This window comes from Sphingomonas antarctica (assembly GCF_965137005.1).
Classification (GTDB): domain Bacteria; phylum Pseudomonadota; class Alphaproteobacteria; order Sphingomonadales; family Sphingomonadaceae; genus Sphingomonas_O; species Sphingomonas_O antarctica.
In genome coordinates, this window is the sequence record NZ_CBCRXM010000001.1 from 74,491 (window position 1) to 97,061 (window position 22,571).

Sequence of the window (22,571 nt, forward strand, 5' to 3'; positions counted from 1 at the left end):
GAGGCGGGCAGCGGCAATGCTGGGGCGCAATACGGTGGTCAGCACCGCCGTGTTCGTGTTCGACATGGCGCTGTTATGGGCGCTGGTCGAACTGCTGGGCATGGACAAGATACTGGCGGCGGCGATCGGCTTCGTCGCGGCGAACAGCGCGCATTACGCTTTTGGACGCAGCTGGATTTTCGCCGGCACCGACCGGGCGGTGCTCACCGGGTACCTGTTCTTCCTGATCAATTCGGGCGTCGGCATGGTGATCACGCTTGGTATGTACGCCGCATTTCTCGCCTGGACGCCGATCAATTATCTCGTCGCGCGAGTGATCGTCTCGCTCTTTGCCGGGCTCGCCGTGTTCCTGCTCAACGCGATACTCAATTTCCGGCGGCTGTGATGCGGATTGCGCTGTTTACGGGCAATTACAATTACGTCCGCGAGGGGGCCAATCAGGCGCTTAACCGGCTGGTCGGCTATCTCGAGGACAAGGCCGGGCATAAGGTTCGCGTTTATTCCCCCGTTACCGATACGCCGGCCTTTGCGCCAACGGGGACGTTGGTCCCGGTCCCGGCAGTGCGATTGCCGGTGCGTGGTGAATTTCGACTGGCACTGGGTGTTCCGCGCACGATCCGGGCCGATTTGACGCGGTTCGCGCCCGAGCTGATCCACGTCGCGACGCCCGACATTCTTGGCACCCGCGCGCAGACGTTCGCGATCCGCAATGGCATCGCAAACGTTACGAGCCTGCACACCCGGTTCGAGACGTATCTGGATTATTACCGGCTCGGCTGGTTGCGTCCGGCGATCGAGGCGCACCTAGGCCGGTTTTACCGGCGCAGCGACCATGTCCTCGCGCCAACCCCGGCAATTGTCGAAGAATTGCGGACCCTGCGCGGCGACGATCACGTCAGCCTGTGGAGCCGTGGCGTCGACCGCACCTTGTGGGACCCGTCGCGCCGCGACCTCGCCTGGCGGCGTGCGCAAGGTATTGCGGATGACGAGGTCGTCATTCTGTTTTTTGGACGGTTGGTGCTGGAAAAAGGAATTCTCGTTTACTTGCAGATTATCGAAGAATTGCGGCACCGCGGGGTCAAACTACGCGCACTGGCAGTTGGCGAAGGTCCGGCGCGCGACCGGTTTTCGCCGATCGCTGGCGCGGTCCTGACCGGGCATCTCGACGGCCCCGACCTCGCCCGCGCCGTGGCCAGCGCGGACATCATGCTGTCGACCAGCGTTAGCGAGGCATTTGGCAATGTTGTGCTCGAGGCGATGGCGTCAGGCTTGGCAGTCGTCAGCGCGGATGTCGGCAGCGCGCGCGGGCTGCTGACTGACGGGGTGAGTGGCGTGCTGTGTGCGCCGCTAAATGTCCGCGCTTACGCCGATCAGGTCGCGCGGCTGGCGCGTGATCCGGTGCGACGCGCTGCGATAGGCGCGGCGGCGCGTGAGGCCAGTGCAGCATTTTCATGGCGAGCCGCATCACAAGCGGTGGCGCAGGCCTATGAGGCGGTCATCGAACGCCGTTCTTAAATCACGACACGCCTGTTCGAGCGCCACGACGGACGCTCGAACAGGGTATATTGCAGACTTACGTCGAACTTAGCCGAGCGTATCGAGCGTGCGCTGCCACCAACCGCGACGACGCGAGCCACTCTCGGCGGTGCCGTCGTCGCCGTCGGCGTCAGCGGGTGCGACCGCAGGCGATACGGCTTCGGACTCGACGGGTTTGGCGGCCTTGGCGCGGCTGGCGCGCTTTGGCTTTGCTTCAGGTGCGACCTCGGCAGGTGCCGACGGTTCGGGTTTAGCTACAACAGGCGCAGCCTCAACGGTTTCCACAGCCTTGGTGCGGCGGGTCCGCTTCGGCTTGGGCGCTTCCTCCACAGCCGCTTCTGTGGGCTCCGGGGTAGCAACCGCTTCGACCGGCGTCGTTGCGTCAGCCGCCTTGCGCGAACGGCGCGCGCGGGGCTTCGGTGCAGCCTCGGCAGCGGTTTCGGTATCCGTTGCCGGGTCCGCTTTGGTCACATCGGTTGGTTCGGCGTCGTTCGCGGTACCCGCCTCTACGGTCGTGTCCACACCACCCTCACGACCGCGCCGGCGACGACCGCCTCGGCGTCCGCGACGGCCCCCACGGCGTTCTTCGCCATCGGCAGTGGCGGCGGCTTCGTCGTCGCCGCCCTCGCGCGGTCCGACAGCTTCGCGTGGCTCACGAGGTTCACGCGGCTCGCGCGGCTCACGCGCTTCACGTGGCTCACCACCTTCGACAGCGCCCTCACCACGACCGCCACCACGGCGGCGGCGGCGGCGGCGCGGGCGACGGCCTTCGCCATCGACCTCATCGTCGCGGCGTGGGCGGGCTTCGCGCGACTCGCTCACGTCTGCCTCGATCTCTTCTTCTTCGTCCTCGGGGATGTCGTCCTCGGGATCGTCCTCAAGCAGCGGTATCGCATCGACCTTCGGCGCATGGCTCGGCGGCGGGCCGGAGCCCTCGACGGCCATGTGTGCGCCTTCGACTTCGCTGTCGGCCTGAACATCGATGCGGACGCCGAAGCGGTCCTCGATCTCGGCCAGTTCGGCGCGCTTGCGGTTGAGGATGTAAAACGCCGCTTCCTGGCTCGCGCGCAGCGTGAGGAGGCTCGACCGGCCACGCCCGGCTTCATCTTCCAGCAGGCGCAATGCCGACAATGCAGCGGACGAGGCGGTACGAACCAGCCCGGTGCCTTCGCAATGCGGGCATTGACGCGTCGAGGCTTCGAGCACGCCGGTGCGCAGGCGCTGGCGGCTCATTTCCATCAGGCCGAAGCTGGAGATGCGCCCAACCTGAATGCGCGCGCGGTCATCGGCCAGCGCGCTCTTCATCGCCTTTTCGACCTTACGGATGTTGCCGTTCGATTCCATGTCGATGAAGTCGATGACGACGAGGCCGGCCATGTCGCGCAGGCGCAACTGGCGGGCGATTTCGTAAGCGGCCTCAAGGTTGGTGCCAACGGCAGTCGCCTCGATGCCGTGTTCGCGCGTCGACCGACCAGAGTTGATGTCGATCGACACCAGCGCCTCGGTCGGATTGATCACCAGATAGCCGCCCGATTTGAGCTGGACGACCGGATTGTACATTGCCGCCAGCTGGTCCTCGACACCCGCGCGCTGGAACAGCGGCACGGCATCGGCATAGGGTTTCACGCGCCGCGCATGGCTGGGCATCAGCAGTTTCATGAACTGTTTGGCGTGGGCATAGCCCTCCGCGCCCTCGACGATGACCTCGTCAATGTCCTTGTTGTAGAGGTCGCGGATCGCGCGCTTGATCAGGTCCGAATCCTGATAAATCAATGCTGGAGCTGCGGAACCCAGCGTGTTCTCGCGAACCTCGTCCCACAGCCTTGCGAGGTAATCGAAGTCGCGGCGGATCTCGACTTTCGTGCGCGACAGGCCGGCGGTGCGAACGATGCAACCCATGGTCTTGGGCAGGTTCATGTCGGCCATGATCGTCTTCAAACGCTTGCGGTCGCCCGCGTTCGAAATCTTGCGGCTGATCCCGCCGCCGTGCGACGTGTTGGGCATCAACACGCAGTAACGACCAGCGAGCGAGAGGTAGGTGGTCAGCGCCGCGCCCTTGTTGCCGCGCTCTTCTTTCACCACCTGAACCAGCAGCACCTGGCGCCTGTGGATGACGTCCTGAATCTTGTAGCGGCGGCGCAGGTTCATGCGCTTTTCGCGGACGGCCTCGGCCTTGGCATTGCCACCGGCCCGGCGCTTTGGCGCGCCGTCTTCGTCGGAATGCTCGCCGTCGTCGCCCATCGCTTCGGGCTCTTCGGGGCGATCGTCTTCGCCATCGTCGGCGAAATGTTCTTCGCCCTGGATGCCGTCTTCGACGTCGTCGGCTTCGGCGCGGAGGCGCTCTTCTTCCTCGGCGTGCTCGGCTTCTTCGCGCAGCAAGGCTTCGCGATCCTCGCGCGGGATCTGATAATAGTCCGGGTGGATTTCACTGAAGGCGAGGAAGCCGTGGCGATTGCCGCCATAATCGATGAACGCGGCCTGGAGCGACGGCTCCACGCGCGTCACTTTGGCTAGATAGATATTCCCCTTGAGCTGCTTGTGCTCGGCCGATTCGAAGTCGAATTCCTCGATCCGGTTACCCTTGACCACCGCCACTCGGGTTTCTTCCCGGTGGCGCGCATCGATCAGCATGCGCATTGTCATGTGTTATTCCTTGTAGACGCGGCGGCGCGAATAACCGCGGGGCCGGCGTCAGTTTAAAGTGAAGTTTGAATGCCTCTGCTCGCGAAGCATGCCGGGCGGATTCGCGCCGGAGATTAGCCCGCCCAGCGGCCAGCCTTTGAAGGCTTTGGCCGGGAAGCGGGGAACCATGCATCATGCGAGCGTCAACCTGTAGACCCGGCAAGGTCGCCGGAGCTGCCGGACCCTAAAGCCGGCAGGCGAGCAAGGCACTAGCACCGCTGTAACAAGGCAGCAACATGTGGCGCGGCGGCGGTTTTGCCGTCATGGGATCGTCATGGGGATGCGGGCAGCACTGGCAAGCGCGGGGGCGGTGTTGATGCTCGCGCTCGCCGCATTGGTGATGAGCCTGGCGGTCACATCGCCGGCGCGGGTCGAAACGGTTCTTGCGGCACCGCTCCCCGTCCTGCCGTTGCCACGGATCGAGGGGCGCGCCGGGCGGCCATTGCTGGTGATCGATGCTGGACATGGCGGGCACGATCCGGGTGCGTCGGGCAGCGGGGTGCGCGAAAAGGATGTGACGCTGGCCGTCGCGCTGGCGATCCGCGCCGCGGTGTTGAAGCAGGGGCGGTTGCGGGTCGCGCTGACGCGCAGCGACGACCGTTACCTGCTATTGGGCGAGCGACCGGAAATTGCCCGGGCGATCGGTGCGGCCCTGTTTGTGTCAATCCATGCGGACAGCGGAGGCGGATCGGGCGCGACGATCTATACCTTGTCGGAGGCGCCATCCGATCCGGCGGCAGCGCGGACGGCGGCCCGTGAAAATGGCGCATCGGCCGCGGCGGGCGATGCCGAGGTTGCGGCGATCCTCGGCGATCTGGCGCGCGACGACCGCCTTGGCTCATCCCTCGCCTTTGCCGAAAAATTGCACGCAACCGCGCAGGGGCTGCCGTTCAAGTCCGAATATCGCCGCTCGGCCAATTTCGTGGTGCTGCGCGGGGCGGCGATGCCCGCAGTGCTGCTGGAACTGGGCTATCTCAGCGATGCCGGCGATGCCGCGCGGCTGCGATCGCCCGACCGCCGCGCGGCGATCGGTGACGCGGTGGCGCGCGCCGCCGATCTGTTCCTCGCCACCCGCAAATGATGCGCAAGTGACTGGCGCGCCTCGCTCTCGCTGCTAAAGCGCCAATGGTGGACGCGACCTTACCGCAGCTTTGGTTGACCCGTGCGCTTGACGATCTGCGCGCGGGATGGTCGAAACGGTGGTTCCGCTGGGCCGGCATCCTGGCCGCTGCCCTGTTCCTCGCCTGGGCAATTATCTGGTTCGTTGTGGCGCGCGCGCTGCCCGACGCCAATCAGTTGTTGAGCTATGAGCCGCCGCTGCCGACTAACGTGCGCGGGATCGATGGCGCACCGATCCACAGCTATGCCCGCGAGCGACGCGTCGAAATCGCTTTCGACGAATTTCCCAAGCCGGTGGTGGCGGCGTTCCTGTCGGCGGAGGACAAGAATTTCTTCAATCATGGCGGTGTCGATTATTTCGGGATCGTCCGCGCGGTGTTCAACAATGCGACGTCGAGCGGGCGCAAGCAGGGCGCGTCGACGATCACCCAGCAGGTCGCGAAGAACCTGCTGATCGGCAACGAAAGCAGTTATGCGCGCAAGGCCAAGGAAGCGATCCTCGCTTATCGCATCGAAGACGCGCTGACCAAGCAGCAGATCCTCGAACTCTACCTCAATCAGATTCCGCTCGGGCGGAATAGTTTTGGCGTGCAGGCGGCATCGCGCGCCTATTTCGACAAAGATCTGGGCGAGCTTTCGCTGTCCGAAGTGGCGTTCCTCGCGACCCTGCCCAAGGCGCCGGAGACGTATGGTCGCGCCAAGTTCGCCAACCGCGCTTTGGGGCGGCGCAATTACGTGCTCAACGAAATGCTGAGCAACGGTTACATCAACCGCGCGCAGCATGACGCGGCGGAGGCTCAGCCGCTCGGTATCCTCTCCCGCATCGTCCGGCGGCAATCGGACGCGACCGGCTATTTCGTCGAGGAGGTGCGCCGTTCGCTGATCGCCAAATATGGTGAAACCGCTGCTTCCGGGCCGAACTCGGTTTATGCCGGGGGACTCTGGGTACGAACGTCGTTCGACCCGAAGTTGCAGGCCTATGCCCAGGATGCATTGCGCGACGGGCTGTTGCGTTATGCGCGGGGACAAGGCTGGTCGGGGCCGCTCGGCCACGTCGATGCGGACAAGGACATGCTGTCACGGTTCATCGGCGCGAATTTCGGCATTGCCTATGACGATTGGCGCACCGCGGTGGTGCTGTCGCGCGACGGTGGCAGCGCCGATCTGGGCTTCCAGAACGGCACGACCGGCACGATGCCGTCGTCCGCCGCGCAGGCGCCGCGCAAAGGGACCGGGACACCCGCCTATAATTTCCTGAAAGCCGGGGACATCATCGCGGTCGCGCCCGAAGGCGATCATTTCGCGCTGCGCTCGGTGCCCGAAGTCGCAGGCGCGTTCGTGGTCGAAAATCCGCACACTGGCCAGGTGCTGGCGATGCAGGGCGGCTTCGACAGCCGCCTCGGCGCGTTCAACCGCGCGACACAGGCGCAACGCCAGCCGGGATCGAGCTTCAAGCCGGTGGTCTATTCCGCTGCGCTCGACCACGGGTTCACGCCCGCGACGCTGATCGTCGACGGGCCGTTCTGCGTGTATCAGGGCGCGAATCTCGGCAACAAATGCTTCCGCAACTTCGGCAATATGAAGGGCGCGGGGCCGCAGACGATGCGCTGGGGTGTCGAGCAATCGCGCAATTTGATGACGGTGCGCGCCGCGAGCCAGACGGGCATGGATGCGGTGGTCCAGCGTGCCGCCGATCTGGGCGTGTCGGCACCCGGCCATCCTTACGGCAAGTTTCTGGCCATCGCGCTCGGCGCGGGCGACACCACCGTGCTGCGGATGGTCAATGCCTATTCGATCCTCGCCAATAACGGGCGTGCGCTGCGCCCGACCCTGGTCGATTATGTTCAGGACCGCCACGGCAAGGTGATTTATCGCGCCGACACGCGCCCCTGCGACCGATGCAACGCGCCCGATTGGGACGGCAAGGCGATGCCCCGCCCGCCGGTGCGCCGCAAGCAAGTGCTGGACCCGATGACCGCGTACCAGATGGTCCACATCATGGAAGGCGTCGTCGAACGCGGCACCGCGACCGTGCTGCGCGACCTGAAGCGCCCATTGTTCGGCAAGACTGGAACGACCTCGGGCCCGACCAACGTGTGGTTCGTCGGCGGGTCTCCCGACCTGGTCGGCGGGCTGTACCTCGGTTACGACAATCCGCGTTCGATGGGCGGGTACGCTCAGGGCGGCACGATTGCCGCGCCGGTGTTCAAGCAGTTTGCAGCACTGGCGATGAAGGACATGCCGCCGGTGCCCTTCCGCGCGGCGGGTGGCGTGCGCATGGTACGGATCGACCGGCGTTCGGGGCAGCGGGTCTATGGCACCTTCCCGATGGACGACAGCGACCCCAAGGCGGCGGTGATCTGGGAAGCGTTCAAGCCCGAAAGCGAACCGCGCCGCTCGGTCCGCCGCGAAGACCTGCCCAAGGTCGCGGGCAAGCAGGCCAAGGCGGCGGCGGCGGCCGAAACTGGCCGCGACGACGATTTCCTGCAAAGACAGGGCGGGATTTACTAGGACCTGCCGACACACCTCGTCATCCCGGGGCAAGTCCGGGGTGACGATCAACCGATTGCGATTGAAGGACAATTACAATGCGCGCCGAAGCGCAGGCACATGCCGATCAAATCAATGCTGCGCTCGCCTTGCTGCGCCGGTTCCTCGATTGGGATCGTGCGCTCAAGCGGCTTGAGGAATTGAACGCGCTGGTCGAGGACCAGACGCTGTGGGACGATCCCAAGGCGGCGCAGGTGGTGATGCGCGAACGCCGCCGGCTGGAACAGGCGATCGATGCGACGCGCAAGATCCAGAGCGAGCTCGACGACACCGTCGAACTGATGGACATGGCCGATGCCGAGGGTGACCAGGCGATGTCCGACGAGGCGCTGACCTCGCTCGCCGATCTTGCCGAGCGGACCGAGCGCGACAAGGTCGCCGCGCTGCTCGCCGGCGAAGCCGACGCCAACAACGCCTATGTCGAGGTCAATGCCGGCGCGGGCGGGACCGAGAGCCAGGACTGGGCCGAAATGCTGGGGCGGATGTACACCCGCTGGGCCGAACGCCACCGCATGAAGGTCGAACTGATCGACTATCATGGCGGCGAACAGGCGGGCATCAAGTCGGTGACGTATTTGCTGAAAGGCGAAAATGCCTATGGCTATGCCAAGACCGAAAGCGGCGTTCACCGGCTGGTGCGGATCAGCCCGTTCGGCAGTGGCGACAAGCGCCAGACCAGTTTTGCCAGCGTATGGGTCTATCCCGAAGTCGACGACGATATCGACATCGAGATCGTCGAAAGCGACCTGCGCATCGACACCTATCGCGCGTCGGGCGCGGGGGGGCAGCATATCAACACGACGGATTCGGCGGTGCGGATCACGCACATTCCGACCAACATCGTCGTCGCGTGTCAGAACCAGCGCAGCCAGCACAAGAACCGCGCCGAGGCGATGAAGCAGTTGAAGGCGCGCCTGTACGAGGCCGAATTGCAGAAGCGCGAGGCCGAAGCCAATGCGCAGAACGCCGCCAAGACCGACATCGGCTGGGGTCATCAGATCCGGTCCTACGTTCTGCAGCCGTATCAGCAGGTCAAGGATCTGCGCACCGGCGTAACATCGCCCGCGCCGTCGGATGTGCTCGACGGCGATCTGGACCGTTTCATGGCGGCTGCGCTAAGTCAGCGTGTGACGGGCGAAAAGGTCGAAGTGGAGGACGTGGAATGACGCGCATGATCCCGCTGCTGGCCATGATCGCGCTGGGTGCCTGTTCGGCCCAGCCCCAGATCCTCAAGAAGCAGGACGATCCCAAATTCCCCGCCGCCGCGCGACCCGTGGCGCAGATCGTGTCACCGCGCTGGTCCGACGAGCCGACGCGCGACAAATCGAACGAAGCGGTCGAGGTGATGGACCGCGCCGGGATCATGCCGGGCATGACCGTCGCGGATATCGGCGCGGGCGAAGGGTATTACACCGTCCGCCTGTCGAAACGCGTCGGCAAGAATGGCCGCGTGCTGGCGGAGGATGTCACGCCGGGCACACGCGATGCGCTGGCCGAGCGCGTGGCGCGCGACGCGCTCGAAAATGTCAGCGTGAAACTCGGCTATCCCGACAATCCGCGCCTGCCCGAAAATTTCGACCGCGTGATGATGGTCCACATGTATCACGAGATCGCCAGCCCCTACGCGTTCTTGTGGTATCTGCGCCCCAGCGTGAAGCCGGGCGGGCGCGTGATCGTGGTCGATGCCGATCGCCCGACGACGCAGCACGGCACGCCGCCGGCGTTGTTGAAATGCGAACTGGCTGCGGTGGGTTACAAGCAGGTCGATTTCCAGCGGATGCCGTCGGCGGGCGGCTATCTGGCCGCGTTCGAGGTCGATGGTGCGCGGCCCGAGCCGGGGGCGATTGTGCCTTGTAAGGGATGATCGGCTAGTTGCCGACGTTGGCCGTTTGTTGATCTACAAGGTCGATGATCTCGGCGACAGTGATCGTAAACACGCCGCCCTTTGCAGCTCGCCATTGATCGATGCCCGGCGCGGCATCGGGAAACGCTGCGCTCGATCTCACCAATTTGGTGACACTGTTGTCGAGCGTTCCCTGGCTGACCGGAAAATGCGGCAGCTCTGGCCGCATGTGCGGATTGCTTAAGTGAACGCCGATGATCGAAATGTGATAAATCGGGCCAAGCGCCGCATCGCTCTCTACTTGTTGAATCTTTAGCAGGGATCCGTCTTCGGCGGTGCGGGTTTTATAAGCCCAAATCTGCCCTGCGGCGTAGGTATTAGCGGTTGAGGCGGATGCCCAGAGCAGGCCAATCGCGGCGATGAGAGCCTTCAAATCTCGCTTCCTTCACCGCGATATTTCAGCTCCAGATACTTTCCCTGCGTCGCCAGCTTTTCGAGGTCGCCGCGAGCCAGTTGTTCGCTCATGCGCGTCAATTCGGCGTCGACGGTCTTGAGGCCGTCGACCAGCTGCGCGTCGGGCGCCATGCCGTCGAGGCCGTTGCGGCGCAGCGCCGTCGGCACACGCGCATAGCCATTGACCAGTTCGGGCAATTCGTCGGCGATCAGGCGGCGGATTTCGAACGCGGCCGGGGTCGAATTGTCGAGCGTCGCGAGTTGCGGCTGGAGGGCTTCGAGCTTCACGCCGATGCCGTCGGCCAGCGTCTGCGCGGGGGCGGGCAGGGCCGGGCGCTGTTGATCGAGCCAGCGCGCGGTCTTCGACGGCAGCAGTGCGATCGGCGCTTGCGGCAGCGCTTCGAGGCGGATGTGCGGCTCCGCGGACAGCATCACGCCGATCACCGCCGCCGCGACCATCGCCAGCACCGCCAGCATCGCGCCGGTAATGCCGAGCGGCGTGATTAGCCCGATGACGAACGCAAGGAGGGCGACGCCCGCCACTCCGATCGCCGCATTGCGCGCCGCGCGGGGTGCCCGGCTGCGATACGCGCGGCGCGTCTGCACCGCGCGCTGCCGGTCAAGGATAGCGTCGGCGTGCGCGATGGCTTGGTCGGTTTCGGTCACACCGTCTCGAACGGATTAGGCGAATGCGTCAGTGCGGCGGTGTTGGCGCCCTCGGCCCGCTGGATATAGCCTTTCGACTTTTCGACTTCGCCTTCCAGCGCGACGACCGTGGTCTTCATGCTGTCGAGCGCCTTCAATTTGTACACGTCGATCGCGTCCATCGTGTCGTAGATGTTCTGAAACGCGCGCTTGAGCACGTCGAGCGGGATCGTCGCCGACGACGCCTGTTCGTGGATCGTCGCGGTGTTTTGCTTGAGCAGCGCGCCGGTCGAATCGATGATGTTGGCGGTGGTGGTGTTGAGCTGGGTGATCTGTTCGAGCACCAGTTTCTGGTTGGCCATCGCCTGTGCGACCGTTACCGCAGTGCGCAGCGCGGACACGGTGGTGGTGGACGCGCGGTCGACGCCCTTCACCAGCTCGACATTGTTCTTCTTGACCAGGTCGAGCGCGAGATAGCCCTGCACCGTCACCGCCATTTGCGTCAGCAGATCGGTGGTGCGTTGGCGGACATAGAACAAGGCGCTTTCGCGGATCGCCTTGGCCTTGGCCGGGTCGCTCGACTCCAGCTCGTACGCCTTGGCTTCGAGCTTGGCATCCAGCGCCTTCGACACATGGATCATCTGTTCCAGCCGACCCATCGCCGCCCACAGGGTCTGGCGCTCGACGGTGATCGCGGCATTGTCCTTGAGGAGTTCGTCCTTCCCGCCCGCGAGGCGCGCGAGGATCGACGAAATATGGCTCTGCGCCGATTTATAGCTGTCGAAATAATTGCGCAGCTTGTTGCCGAAGACGGGGATCAATCCGAACAGCTTTTTCGGCGCGGTCAGCGCACCCTGACGGCCCGGATCGAGATCCTCGATGGTGCGGCGCAGCTCGGCGAGGTCGTTGCCGACGCCCGATTCCTTGTCCATCGCGCGCACCGGGCGATCGAGGAAGCGGTTCGATTGCCCCGCCGCCTCGGCGATTTCGCGGCGGCCCATGTCGCTGATCTGGTCGACGCGCTTGCCGAATTCGGGTGAGTTGACGTCCTGCGCCGCCAGTTCCTCGACGAACGCTTCGGCTTTCGCTTCCAGCTTGGTCTTCTGATCGTCCTCCAGCGGCACGAGACCTGCGGCCTTTTCGGCGGAAACCGCGACCACCGGCTCGGGCGGGGTCAGCTTCAGATCGGTGACTTCGGCAACCTGCGTGGCCATCGGGGTAAACTCCTTCGTCGCGCAACATAGGGTGCGGGGAGTGTGTTATGCAAGTGACACAGGATCGTACTTCAATTTGACGGTTGTGCTCTTGCAGCCATAACCTGCCAAATGCGCCGAAGCACCCGGATTGGACTGCTTATCATTTGGACTGCGCTCGCTATCCTTGTCGCGCTGTTCGCGGCAGGCTGGCTGAATCACTTCACAGATGTTTTCCACGCTGCTTCCTACCGTTCGATCGGTGCATTTTTGGTTTTTTGGAGCGTTCTTTTAGTCCCATACATGGTGGTGGCTCTGACGTGGCGTCGATGAATTTCGCGCTTAACAGCGTCGCCGCACCGGCCTAAAGCGAGGGGTGTCGCCGCAAGAAACCGCGTTGATCCTGGCCCGGGCGCAATTCGCGTTCACGGTGTCGTTCCACTTCATTTTTCCCGCATTTTCGATCGGGCTGGCGAGCTATCTCGCGGTTCTCGAAGGGCTGTGGCTGTGGACGAAGAAGCAGCGGTTCATCGACCTCTATAATTACTGGCTCAAGATTTTCGCGGTCGCGTTCGCGATGGGTGTCGTGTCGGGCATCGTCATGTCGTATCAGTTCGGCACCAACTGGTCGGTGTTTTCCGACCGCGCGGGACCGATCGTCGGGCCGTTGATGGCGTATGAAGTTCTGACCGCGTTCTTTCTCGAAGCCGGGTTCCTCGGCGTGATGCTGTTCGGGCGGGACAAGGTCGGTGACCGGCTCCATTTCGGCGCGACGCTGATGGTGGCGGGCGGGACGTTCATGTCCGCCTTCTGGATCTTGAGCGTCAACAGCTGGATGCAGACGCCACAGGGCTGGGCGATCGCGGCGAACGGGCAGTTCGTGGTGAAGGACGGGTGGCTGCCGGTGATCTTCAACCCGAGCTTTCCCTACCGCCTGATGCACACCGTCACCGCTGCCTATCTCACGACCGCACTGGCGGTTGGTGGCGTGGGGGCGTGGCATCTGCTCAAAGGGCACAAGACGGAGGCCGCAAAGACCAGTTTCAACATGGCGATGTGGATGGCCGCGATCGTCGCGCCGGTGCAGATTTTCCTCGGCGATACGCAAGGGCTCAACACGCTCGAGCATCAGCCGATAAAGGTGCTGGCGATGGAAGGGCATTTCGAGGACTCGCCGCACGGTGCCCCGCTCGCCTTGTTCGGCTGGCCCAATCAGGAGACGCAGCACCTCGATTATGCCGTGACGTTGCCCAAATTGTCGTCGCTCATTTTGAAGCATGATCTCAACGCGCCGCTGCCCGGGCTGCGGTCGTACCCGCGGGAGAACCAGCCGCCGGTCGCCATCGTGTTCTGGAGCTTTCGCGTGATGGTCGGGCTCGGCTTCGCGATGTTCGGACTGGGCCTGTGGAGCCTGCTCGCGCGCTGGCGGGGCAGATTGTATGAGTGGAACTGGCTGCACCGCACGGGCGTGGCGATGGGTCCGGCGGGGTTCGTCGCGGTCATTGCCGGCTGGATCACCACCGAAGTCGGCCGCCAGCCCTGGGTCATTACCGGCCTGTTGCGCACCGCCGATGCGCGTTCGCCGATCGCCGCGCCCGCAGTCGCCGGGTCGTTGATCGCGTTCGTCATCGTCTATTTCGGCGTGTTCGCGATGGGTACCTGGTACATTTTGCGCTTGATGGCCAAGCCGCCGCAGGAGGGTGAGCCCGAGCATCCGCGCGAGCCGACGCGCACTGCGGGCGTCACACCCGCCTCGGCCCAAAGCTGATGGACCTCACCGTCCTGTGGGCGTTCATCATCGCCTTTGCGGTGGCGATGTATGTGGTCATGGACGGGTTCGATCTGGGCATCGGTATCCTGTTCCCCTTCTTCCGCGTCGGCAGCGAGCGCGACACGGCGATGAACGCCATCGCGCCGGTGTGGGACGGCAATGAGACGTGGCTGGTGCTCGGCGGCGGCGGGCTGATGGCGGCGTTTCCGCTGGCGTATGCGATTGTGCTGCCTGCGTTGTACGCGCCGCTGATCGCGATGCTGCTGGGACTGGTGTTTCGCGGCGTGGCGTTCGAATTCCGCTGGCGGGACAAGCGGCATCGGCGGTGGTGGGATGCGGGTTTCTGCATGGGTTCGGTGGTCGCGGCGTTCATGCAGGGCGTGACGCTCGGCGCGCTGTTGCAGGGGATTGCAGTCACGGGGCGGGCCTATTCGGGCGGATGGTGGGACTGGTTCAGCCCGTTCAGCCTGTTGTGCGGGGTCAGCCTGTTGTTCGCCTATGCGTTGCTGGGCGCCAGCTGGCTGGTGTGGCGGACCGAAGACGCATTGCACGACGACGGGCGCAAGTTCGTCCGCTGGCTGACCCCGGCGACGCTGGGCGTCATCGGGCTGGTCAGCGCGGCGACGCCGTTTTTGGAAGGCAAATATTACGAGCGCTGGTTCCGTTGGCCCGGGCTGCTGGTGACGGTGCCGATGCCGGTGTTGTTCGGGATCAGCGCGTTGATGCTGTGGCGGAGCGCCCGGAAGAGTGCCGACGCCGCGCCCTTCGTGTGGACGCTGGCGATTTTCGGGCTGTGTATGGCGGGGCTCGGCATCTCGATCTGGCCCGATGTCGTGCCGGGCCGCGTCAGCATCTGGCAGGCGGCGGCGCCCGAAACGAGCCAGTTGTTCATGCTGGCCGGCACCGTCGTGCTGGTCCCCGCGATCCTCGGCTACACCTTCTGGGCCTATTGGGTGTTTCGCGGGAAAGTGGGCGACAGCGGTTATCATGCGCACGACCATTAAGCGGGTCGGCTGGCTGATCCTGATCTGGGCGGGGAGTGTCGCGGCGTTGGGCGTGGTGGCATTTGCGTTGCGGTTGGCACTGCATCCATAGCGACTTGGCAAAGCCAAGTCGTCGGACCTCAATTGCATTGAGGCCGGCCGGCATTCGCGGTCTCGACGTCGGCACGGCGGCGTGCCGCTCATATGTGGTGAGCCCTGATGGATTTGAACCATCGACCTACTGATTAAAAGTCAGTTGCTCTACCGACTGAGCTAAGGGCCCCCGAGGGACTGGCGCCGACTATGAGCGAGGGCGCTTGCGGTCAAGCCGTGCGAGGGTCTGGCGGACGGTTAGATGTGTCATCGGGTCGCGCCAGTCGGGTGCGATCCCGGCCAATGGCGCGAGGACGAAGCGCCGGCGACGGAACTCGGGATGAGGGATAGATAGGCCCGGCGACGCCCACATGCCGCCCGACCAGCCGATGATGTCGAGGTCCAATGGCCGCGCGCTCCACCGCTGCCCCGGGCGGCGGCCAGCATCGTGTTCGAGCGCCTTGAGGTAATCGAGGAACGCGGGGGGCGGCAGGTCGCTTTCGACGATGGCCACGGCGTTGACGAAGCTCCGCCGTGAGGGGCCAATGGGCCGCGAGGGCAGGATGCGTGAGACTGTGGCGGGATAGAGGAGGCCAATGGCGCGGCGCACCGCTTGCTCGGGGTTGCCCCAGGAACCGGGCCTGTTCGAACCCAAGGCGACGATGAACCAGTCCATGCCGCTGCTAAAGAGGAAGGACGGGGCTTCGACAAGGTGGGCTTGAACGGTCTAGGGGATGGACGTGTCTCCACTCCCGCAAACCGAACCGCCGCGCGATTGCCCGCTGTGCCCGCGCCTCGTCGCCTTTCGCGAGGAATTGCGCGTCGAGCATCCCGCTTGGTGGAATGCGCCCGTGCCAGCGTTTGGCGACCCGCAGGCGCGGCTGGCGATCGTCGGCCTCGCGCCGGGCAAGCATGGTGCGAACCGGACGGGGCGGCCGTTCACCGGCGATTTTGCGGGGCTGTTGCTGTACGAGACGCTGGCCAAGTTCGGGCTGACCGAAGGCACTTACGATGCCCGCGCGGATGACGGGTTCGCCCTCAAGGACGTGATCATCATCAACGCGGTCCGCTGCCTGCCGCCCGAGAACAAGCCGACGCCGGAGGAAATCCGCACCTGCCGCCCGTTCCTCGAAGCGCCGATGGCCGCGCTGCCCAATGTCCGCGTGTTCGTGGCATTGGGGGCGATCGCGCATCAGTCCGCGGTCAAGGCACTGGGCGGGCGGCTGCCCAAGGCGCGGTTCGGTCACCTCAACGAGCACCGCATGCCCGACGGCCGCATCCTGATCGATAGCTATCACTGCTCGCGCTACAACCAGAATACGGGGCGTTTGACGCGAGCGATGTTCGAGGATGTATTTGAGCGGGCGGTCAGCTGCGCCACTCTTTAGCGTGGAGGTAGGCAGCCAGCTCTCGCAGGTGCCAACCCCAATGAATCTCGTAGCTGAATCTGACATGCCAATTTGCATCGTTAGGCCCGAATTTGGCTAATCTCTCGAGATATTCTTCCAAATCTCGCTCGATGTCAGCCAGATCGTCGATAGCGTCGCCCAACGACACTTCTGTCGTGATGTCGGCAAGCGGATCAACGACGGGATAATAACCGAGATTGGGGAAGCGTCGGCCAAGAAACTTTATCGACTCCGACCAATCTCGCTTGGCGACGATATCGTCGTCGGTGTCGAAGGGCTCCGAGATCGGTAGAGCGTGATAGGCTGCTGACAATGCGTCCAGCAGTTCGAGCAATCGCCTGATCGATGGCGGTTCGCCTTCGCGCACCTCTGTCAGGAAGGCTTTTGCGGCTTCAAACATCCTCAACCAACCGCCCATATAAATCCGGTCGCCGGTCGCGGAAAAAGCCGAAGGCGGCCCGGTTGGTGGCGGCGCGCTTGAGGTCGAGTTCGGCGACGAGAACGCCTTCCTCGTGGCCTTTGAATTCCGCGACGAAATCGCCGCGTTCGTCGGTGATGAAGCTGTGGCCGTAAAAGGTCTGGCCGCATTCGGTTCCGATGCGGTTGGCGGCGACGACGGGGACGACGTTGCTGACCGCATGGCCGATCATCGCCCGGCGCCATAACCGCGACGTGTCCAGCTCCTCGGCTTCGGGCTCGTCACCGATTGCGGTGGGGAACAACAAAATGTCCGCGCCCATCAGCATCAGCGCGCGCGCGGTTTCGGGATACCATTGGTCCCAGCAGATGCCGATGCCGATCTTGCCGAGTTTGGTGTCCCACACTTTGAAGCCGGTGTTGCCGGGGCGGAAATAGAATTTCTCGGAATAGCCGGGGCCGTCGGGGATGTGGCTCTTGCGATAGACGCCCATGATTTCGCCCGCGTCGTCGATCATCGCCAGCGAGTTGTAATAATGCTGGCCGTCGCGTTCGAAGAAGCTGGTCGGGATGTGGACCTGCAGCTCCTTTGCCAGCCTCTGCATCGCGCTGATGCTGGCATGTTCGTTCAGCGGCGCGGCGGTGGCGAAGGGATCGAGTTCCTGCACCTTGCAGAAATACGGCCCTTCGAAGAGTTCGGGCGGCAGAATCAGTTTCGCGCCCTGCGCCGCGGCATCGCGGACATGGGCGGAGATCACGGCGTTGTTGGCCGCGATATCCCCGCCGAGCGGGCACTGGATCGCGGCGACGTGAAGCTTGGTCATGCATCAATCCTCAGGCCGAAGCGCGACGCAACGGCGACGGTGAGCAGATAGAGCAGGATCGTCGTCACACAACCGATGCCCAAGGCCGGCCAGAAGGTCATTCCGCGCCGCAACAGGACCGGGATCAGCAGGAACATCGGGATCGAGGGCAGGAAGAACCAGAAGGTGCCACCGATATAGTCGGCGAGCTTTTCCGACGTCGCGCCGCTTTGCCACAGCAGGATCATACTGAGGACCGAAACGAGAGGCAGCGATACGATCAGCGAGCCGAGGCCGGGCTGACGCCGCGCGATCGTCGCGGCGAGCGCGATGATCAGGCCGGACAAAGCGGCGCGGGCCCAGAAGGCGATCACCGCGCCGGCACCTGTTGGCTGATGCAATGGAAGCTGCCGCCGCCGGTCAGGATGTGTCCTGTCGGCAGGCCGACGACCTGGCGGTCCGGGAATAGCGCCGCAATGGCTTTGACCGCGGCATCGTCGTTGGGTTGGCCGTGAGTGGGAACGACGACCGCGGCGTTGCCGATGTAGAAGTTCATATAGCTGGCGGCGATTGGCTCGCCTTCTTCCTCCACACGGCCGGGCGAGGGGAGGGGGACGATCTCGACCGGCCAGTTTTGCGCGCGCTGCCAGGCGTCGGCGTAGACGTCGGCGTTCGGATCGTCGCCATCGGGTTCGGGCAATGCGAGCACGCCGGGGGCGACGAAGCGCGCGAGATTGTCGACATGGCCGTCGGTGTGATCGCCGGCGAGTCCTTCACCGAGCCAGAGGATTTGAGTGACGCCGAGGTTGGCCTTGAGTTCGGCTTCGATCTGCTCACGGCTCATGCCCGGGTTGCGGTTGGGGTTGAGCAGACATTGCTCGGTCGTGACGAGCAGACCCGCGCCATCCATGTCGATCGCGCCGCCTTCGAGGATCATGGTTTTGGCGGTGCGCGGCAGGTCGGCATGCGCGGCGAGCTTTTCGGCCAGCGCTTCGTCGAGCGGGGAGGGGTATTTGCCGCCCCAGCCATTGCCGGGATAATCGAGCGCGCGGCCGTCGCTCAGCACCAGTGGGCCGGTGTCGCGGAGCCAGATGTCGAAGAATGGCTCGATCAGGATCGCGGCATCGGGCGCGAGGCGGCGCGCGACCGTTGCCGCGTCTTCATCGGCGCAGACCAGTTCGACGCGTTCGCCTTTGCCGCCGGCGTGGACCGCACGGGCGAAGGCGGCGACTTCCTCTTGGGCGCCTTCAAGGTCTTCGAGCCACAGGTCGGGCGCCGACGGGAAGCCGATCCACACCGAATCGTGCGGCGCCCATTCGGCGGGAAAATGATCGGTCACGAGGCGGGTCGATTCACACGAGTCACATGTGCCAATGATGGGTTGCGCGGAGGCAAGTTCACACGATTCACATGTGCTAACGGTGTCTGTGCAAAGGCCGGATTTCGGGCTGGTGTCATGGCCCGCGTCGATACGGCAAACGAGCAGGTGTAGGACAGCCTTTTCCGCCGCTCTCCGTCACCCTGACGAACGTCAGGGTCCATTCGCCCTCAGCGTGAGGCGGAGGACCAATGGACCCCGGATCAAGTCCGGGGTGACGGGTGTGTGGGTCACTTTGCGTCAGCGCGTGACTTATCCCGGATCGCCCTGAACTCGTCGCCGGCTTTCCAGTTCGGCCAGGCATCGGTCGTCGCAAGTTCGTGCCCGATGCCGTAATAAAATTGCAGATCCTGCACCGCGCCGTCCCAATTCCAGTTCGGATCATATTCGTCCTGCGGCTTGTGATAGCGGTTGACGTTGTAATCCTCGTTCAGCGCGTGGCCCTTGGCGGTGCCGCCATCGACCAGATCCTCCCCCGCGCCGGCATCGAGCATCGGCACGCCCAATTTGGCGAAGCTGAAATGGTCCGAACGATAATAGCCGCCGCGTTCCGGGTTGCTCTCCGGCGTGATCCGGCGGCCCTGCAACGCGGCATAGCGCGCGACATAATCGTCGAGATCGGACTTGCCCGGCCCGACGACCGACACGTCCTTGGTCAGGCCCATAACGTTGAGCCCGTCCATGTTCACGCCGCCGACAGTCTTGCCCAGCGGATAGATCGGGTGTTCGGCGTAGAAGCGCGAGCCGAGCAGGCCGGATTCCTCGGCGGTGACCGACAGGAACACCTGGCTCCGCGGGGTGCGCGGTGCCTTCGCGGCGACTTCGGCGAGTGCGACGAGGCCGGCGCTGCCCGAGGCATTGTCGAGCGCGCCGTTGCAGATGTCGTCGCCCTTGACCGGCGTGCAGCGCCCGAGGTGATCCCAATGCGCGGAGTACAGCACATATTCGCCCGGCTTGGTCGTGCCAGGCAGGATGCCGACAATGTTGTGCGACATCGAGTATTCGAGCTTGTTGGCGAAATTGAGGTTCATCTTCAGCCCCAGCGGGACCGCCTTGAACCCCGGCTTTTCAGCGGCGAGCGCAAGCGCGGACAAGTCCTTACCCGAGGCCGCGAACAGGCGCTTCGCCGCGTCCTGCGTCATCCAGCCATTGGCCTGTGTTTCGCGCATCGATTTGTTCGCGGCGGCGAGATGGATTTGCGAGCCGGTATAGCTGGAGACGACGACGCCCCAGCCATAGGCGGCGGGTTCGGTGTCGTGGACGATGATCGCCGCCGCCGCACCCTGTCGCGCAGCCTCCTCATACTTGTACGTCCAGCGGCCGTAATAGGTCATCGCGCGGCCGTTGAATCTTGTGGGGTCGCATCGTCCCCCGGACGATGCTTGAACCTGCGGGGCAGGTTCAACCCCACAAGCGCCGACCGTGGGCGTCTTCCAGTCGGGATCGTTGACCAGGATCACCACGGTCTTCCCGCGCACGTCGATACCGGCATAGTCGTTCCAGCCCTTTTCGGGCGCGACGATGCCATAGCCGACGAAAACCACGTCCGAATTGGCGATCGTGGTTTGCGGCACCTCGCGATAGCTGAACAGCGCGATGTCGGTCTTGTAAGCGAGGTCGACGGGCGCGTTGCCGCCGCTGAAATGCGCCACCATCGCCGGATCGGCAGTGACGCGAACCATCGGCACGTCCTGCGTCCATTTACCGTGATTGCCGGGTTGCAGACCGGCGGCTTTGAAGCGTTGGGTCATGTAGGCGATGACCTTGGGTTCGGCGGCGGAGGTCGGCGCGCGGCCTTCGAAGGCGTCGGAGGACAGGGTCTGCGTGACGTCCTTCAGCGTCTGCACCGGGATTTGTGGCGGGGCATCGGCGGCCCGGGCGCCGGTGGCGAGAACCGCGATCAACGCAAGAGTGAGGCGCATCGGACACAACTCCTTGGAAAGCGGGCGTCATGGCGCGCCGTTCCAGTGCTGTCCATATTGCCAAGCGGGCCGGGGCGGGCCAAAACATTGGCAACAGGGGAGAATGCCGATGTTCCGCGCCACCGCCGCCGCCCTTTTGCTCTCAGTGACTATTTCTACCGCGAGTCATGCACAAGAGATCGGCACGCTCATCACGCGGTCCGCTGCTCAAGTCGACTATGCCGACAAGAATGCGGCGAGGTTGCTGACCAACCGCTGGGCGAAATGCGTTGTCCAGCAGAGCCCCGCGCGAATCGAAATCTACCTGTCCATGCCCGTCGGCAGCAAAGCATCGCGGGACATGGCGCGCCGGTTTCTGACGGGCGAGAGCAACTGCATAAGCGGCAGCGTTGAATCGCGTGAGTTGAGCGTTGCGGATCAGGTAACGCGGGGCGCGTTGTTCGAAGCTCTGTTCGTGCGCAATTTCGGCCGCGATGATGCGACGGACCTAAGTCAGGCGGCACCACTGACCTATGATTGGGCACCGGGCGCTGAAATCACGCCAGATGCGCAACAGGCGACAGCTCTTGCGCGGGTCGGCGACTGCATGGTGCGCAAGAATACGGGTGGCGCGCGGCAATTGATGCGGACCGAGCCAGGCAGCGTCGGAGAGTCGCAGGCGATCAGTGGGATGGTCCCATTCCTGGGCGGATGCCTGCCGAAAGGGAAACAGTATCAATTCAGCAAATCACTCCTGCGCGGCACTGTTGCCGAACCGCTTTTCAGGCTCAGCATGGCAGCCGGAAAGCCGAACTAGGCGGAGCGCAGCGACGGGGGCAGTGGCGGGCTGAAATCCCGTCGCCGCCACCGGGCGTTCGCCGGCTCTTCGGGGTTGGTCGGCGCGAACGGGACGTAGCCGAAGAAGGTGGCGATACGGCGTTCGGCGGCCTCGGTGATCGCGGTGCGGCCGTGCATGTAGCGACTGTTGTCCAGGATCAGCACGTCGCCCTGTTGCCAAGTGACCGGCACGGCGATGGCATCCGCGACGCGCTTGATCTCGATCAGCCACTCGTCGGGAACGACGCTGCCATCGTCGAGCAAGGGGAAGCCGGTGCGGTTGTTGTTGAACCGCGCGAAAAGCAGGAAATTGCCGAATGCCGGTGCATCGCCGAACAGCGGACGGTGCAGCGCGGGGCGGGAGAACACCCGCCACAGCCGATCGTTCGCCCAGCGAAAACTATACGGACAATCGGGCGGCGGGGCGGCGAGCAGCGCGTCGTCGGGGGTCGGCGTGCCCAGCCAGAAATCGAGCAGCTCGGGCCAGACCGGTTGGGGATAGACCAGCCGCCGTGGGCTCAGCGCGTCACGCAGCCAGCCGGGCAGAGCTTCAACCACCGCCACCCCATCGCACACCAAGGTCTCGCCACCTTCGCCCGGCGGTGACAGGCAGGCGAACAGCGCCGCATCGGGCTTCCACGGTTCCCGCGACAATTCGGGGTGGAGGTTGAATGCGTCGGTTCCAGAATCGACCGACCGCACGTCGCCCGCACCGTTAAGCAGCACGCGGCCGGGACTCTCATTGACGACGGCTGTCGAGCAGAGGCGCCGAGCGAGCCGTTCGAACCGCGGCACATCGGCATCGAACCCGCGCAACAAGATCGCTCCGTGTTCGCGGAACAGCGTTTCGAGGCGTGCGGCGTCGAGGTCATCGGCGGTTTCGCCAGCATGTGCTTCGATGAGGACGGGCAGGGTCACGACACCCACCTAATTCCTTGCCGCGGCGACGTCACGGCTT

Annotated in this window: 23 protein-coding genes and 1 tRNA gene; 11 read left to right on the forward strand and 13 right to left on the reverse strand. The window is 64.4% G+C overall.

The genetic code is table 11. The features are described from left to right. Window positions 1–16: 16 nt before the first annotated feature. The gene (locus tag ACM9ME_RS00380; protein ID WP_415641426.1) at window positions 17–385 is read left to right on the forward strand and encodes a GtrA family protein; all 369 of its coding nucleotides are present in this window, start codon (window positions 17–19) and stop codon (window positions 383–385) included. Then, entirely contained in the window at window positions 385–1,515 is a 1,131-nt protein-coding gene (locus ACM9ME_RS00385; protein WP_415641427.1) for a glycosyltransferase family 4 protein, read from the forward strand. The genes ACM9ME_RS00380 and ACM9ME_RS00385 overlap by 1 nt, the downstream gene beginning before the upstream one ends. A 69-nt stretch (window positions 1,516–1,584) precedes the next feature. Here ACM9ME_RS00385 and ACM9ME_RS00390 read toward each other — a convergent pair whose 3' ends face one another. Beyond that, window positions 1,585–4,179 (reverse strand): ribonuclease E/G, encoded by a 2,595-nt coding sequence (locus tag ACM9ME_RS00390; protein ID WP_415641428.1) that lies wholly within the window; start codon window positions 4,177–4,179, stop codon window positions 1,585–1,587. 313 nt (window positions 4,180–4,492) lie between these two features. Here ACM9ME_RS00390 and ACM9ME_RS00395 point away from each other — a divergent pair, with 313 nt between their 5' ends. The 4 genes from ACM9ME_RS00395 (at window position 4,493) to ACM9ME_RS00410 (ending at window position 9,751) form a co-directional block, all read left to right on the forward strand. Beyond that, entirely contained in the window at window positions 4,493–5,299 is an 807-nt protein-coding gene (locus tag ACM9ME_RS00395; protein ID WP_415641429.1) for an N-acetylmuramoyl-L-alanine amidase family protein, read from the forward strand. A 44-nt stretch (window positions 5,300–5,343) separates the two neighbouring features. Next, window positions 5,344–7,848: a penicillin-binding protein 1A gene (locus ACM9ME_RS00400; RefSeq protein ID WP_415641430.1), complete on the forward strand. Its 2,505-nt coding sequence runs from the start codon at window positions 5,344–5,346 to the stop codon at window positions 7,846–7,848. Between the two features lie 77 nt (window positions 7,849–7,925). Further along, window positions 7,926–9,053: a peptide chain release factor 2 gene (gene prfB / locus ACM9ME_RS00405; protein ID WP_415641431.1), complete on the forward strand. Its 1,128-nt coding sequence runs from the start codon at window positions 7,926–7,928 to the stop codon at window positions 9,051–9,053. After that, window positions 9,050–9,751 carry a class I SAM-dependent methyltransferase gene (locus ACM9ME_RS00410; protein ID WP_415641432.1) on the forward strand — a complete coding sequence of 234 codons (702 nt, stop codon included), beginning with the start codon at window positions 9,050–9,052 and terminating at the stop codon, window positions 9,749–9,751. Before prfB ends, ACM9ME_RS00410 begins: the two co-directional genes overlap by 4 nt. A gap of 4 nt (window positions 9,752–9,755) precedes the next feature. On the opposite strand, the gene ACM9ME_RS00415 is transcribed toward ACM9ME_RS00410, so the two are convergent. Genes ACM9ME_RS00415 through ACM9ME_RS00430 form a run of 4 tightly spaced genes read right to left on the reverse strand, consistent with a single transcriptional unit; the run spans window position 9,756 to window position 12,261 of the window. Beyond that, window positions 9,756–10,163 carry a hypothetical protein gene (locus tag ACM9ME_RS00415; protein WP_415641433.1) on the reverse strand — a complete coding sequence of 136 codons (408 nt, stop codon included), beginning with the start codon at window positions 10,161–10,163 and terminating at the stop codon, window positions 9,756–9,758. Then, on the reverse strand, window positions 10,160–10,849 hold the full coding sequence (locus ACM9ME_RS00420) for a hypothetical protein (RefSeq protein ID WP_415641434.1): 690 nt from the start codon (window positions 10,847–10,849) through the stop codon (window positions 10,160–10,162). The genes ACM9ME_RS00415 and ACM9ME_RS00420 overlap by 4 nt, the downstream gene beginning before the upstream one ends. Continuing rightward, the gene (locus ACM9ME_RS00425) at window positions 10,846–12,042 is read right to left on the reverse strand and encodes a toxic anion resistance protein (protein WP_415641435.1); all 1,197 of its coding nucleotides are present in this window, start codon (window positions 12,040–12,042) and stop codon (window positions 10,846–10,848) included. Before ACM9ME_RS00425 ends, ACM9ME_RS00420 begins: the two co-directional genes overlap by 4 nt. 45 nt (window positions 12,043–12,087) lie before the next feature. Beyond that, window positions 12,088–12,261: a hypothetical protein gene (locus ACM9ME_RS00430; RefSeq protein WP_415641436.1), complete on the reverse strand. Its 174-nt coding sequence runs from the start codon at window positions 12,259–12,261 to the stop codon at window positions 12,088–12,090. A 157-nt stretch (window positions 12,262–12,418) separates the two neighbouring features. On the opposite strand from ACM9ME_RS00430, the gene ACM9ME_RS00435 reads away from it, so the two are divergent. The 3 genes from ACM9ME_RS00435 to ACM9ME_RS00445 are packed head-to-tail and all read left to right on the forward strand — an operon-like array spanning window position 12,419 to window position 14,887. Next, the gene (locus ACM9ME_RS00435) at window positions 12,419–13,789 is read left to right on the forward strand and encodes a cytochrome ubiquinol oxidase subunit I (RefSeq protein WP_415641437.1); all 1,371 of its coding nucleotides are present in this window, start codon (window positions 12,419–12,421) and stop codon (window positions 13,787–13,789) included. Beyond that, window positions 13,789–14,796, forward strand: coding sequence for a cytochrome d ubiquinol oxidase subunit II (cydB, locus tag ACM9ME_RS00440; protein WP_415641438.1), 1,008 nt, complete (start codon window positions 13,789–13,791; stop codon window positions 14,794–14,796). The genes ACM9ME_RS00435 and cydB overlap by 1 nt, the downstream gene beginning before the upstream one ends. After that, a complete protein-coding gene (locus tag ACM9ME_RS00445) occupies window positions 14,780–14,887 on the forward strand; it encodes a DUF2474 domain-containing protein (RefSeq protein WP_415641439.1) in 108 nt (35 codons plus the stop codon). The genes cydB and ACM9ME_RS00445 overlap by 17 nt, the downstream gene beginning before the upstream one ends. A gap of 95 nt (window positions 14,888–14,982) precedes the next feature. Here ACM9ME_RS00445 and ACM9ME_RS00450 read toward each other — a convergent pair. After that, a tRNA-Lys gene (locus ACM9ME_RS00450) sits at window positions 14,983–15,058 on the reverse strand. Between the two features lie 18 nt (window positions 15,059–15,076). Further along, window positions 15,077–15,544, reverse strand: coding sequence for a 2-amino-4-hydroxy-6-hydroxymethyldihydropteridine diphosphokinase (gene folK, locus ACM9ME_RS00455; RefSeq protein ID WP_415641440.1), 468 nt, complete (start codon window positions 15,542–15,544; stop codon window positions 15,077–15,079). A gap of 64 nt (window positions 15,545–15,608) precedes the next feature. Between folK and ACM9ME_RS00460 the strand changes: the two genes are divergently transcribed. Beyond that, window positions 15,609–16,256: a uracil-DNA glycosylase gene (locus tag ACM9ME_RS00460; protein WP_415641441.1), complete on the forward strand. Its 648-nt coding sequence runs from the start codon at window positions 15,609–15,611 to the stop codon at window positions 16,254–16,256. On the opposite strand, the gene ACM9ME_RS00465 is transcribed toward ACM9ME_RS00460, so the two are convergent. From ACM9ME_RS00465 to ACM9ME_RS00485, 5 genes are all read right to left on the reverse strand, one after another. Further along, window positions 16,237–16,677: a DUF5063 domain-containing protein gene (locus ACM9ME_RS00465; RefSeq protein WP_415641442.1), complete on the reverse strand. Its 441-nt coding sequence runs from the start codon at window positions 16,675–16,677 to the stop codon at window positions 16,237–16,239. The two genes, ACM9ME_RS00460 and ACM9ME_RS00465, sit on opposite strands and share 20 nt — an antisense overlap. Further along, entirely contained in the window at window positions 16,670–17,518 is an 849-nt protein-coding gene (gene aguB, locus ACM9ME_RS00470; RefSeq protein ID WP_415641443.1) for an N-carbamoylputrescine amidase, read from the reverse strand. The genes ACM9ME_RS00465 and aguB overlap by 8 nt, the downstream gene beginning before the upstream one ends. Then, window positions 17,515–17,871, reverse strand: a complete 357-nt coding sequence (locus ACM9ME_RS00475; RefSeq protein WP_415641444.1) for a DUF3147 family protein — start codon at window positions 17,869–17,871, stop codon at window positions 17,515–17,517. The genes aguB and ACM9ME_RS00475 overlap by 4 nt, the downstream gene beginning before the upstream one ends. Next, a complete protein-coding gene (locus ACM9ME_RS00480; RefSeq protein ID WP_415641445.1) occupies window positions 17,868–18,836 on the reverse strand; it encodes an agmatine deiminase family protein in 969 nt (322 codons plus the stop codon). Before ACM9ME_RS00480 ends, ACM9ME_RS00475 begins: the two co-directional genes overlap by 4 nt. A gap of 269 nt (window positions 18,837–19,105) precedes the next feature. Next, window positions 19,106–20,797 (reverse strand): M28 family metallopeptidase, encoded by a 1,692-nt coding sequence (locus ACM9ME_RS00485; protein ID WP_415641446.1) that lies wholly within the window; start codon window positions 20,795–20,797, stop codon window positions 19,106–19,108. A gap of 109 nt (window positions 20,798–20,906) precedes the next feature. Here ACM9ME_RS00485 and ACM9ME_RS00490 point away from each other — a divergent pair, with 109 nt between their 5' ends. Then, window positions 20,907–21,593 (forward strand): hypothetical protein, encoded by a 687-nt coding sequence (locus ACM9ME_RS00490; RefSeq protein ID WP_415641447.1) that lies wholly within the window; start codon window positions 20,907–20,909, stop codon window positions 21,591–21,593. On the opposite strand, the gene ACM9ME_RS00495 is transcribed toward ACM9ME_RS00490, so the two are convergent. Next, entirely contained in the window at window positions 21,590–22,531 is a 942-nt protein-coding gene (locus ACM9ME_RS00495; RefSeq protein ID WP_415641448.1) for a TauD/TfdA family dioxygenase, read from the reverse strand. The genes ACM9ME_RS00490 and ACM9ME_RS00495 overlap by 4 nt on opposite strands. Between the last annotated feature and the right edge of the window lie 40 nt (window positions 22,532–22,571).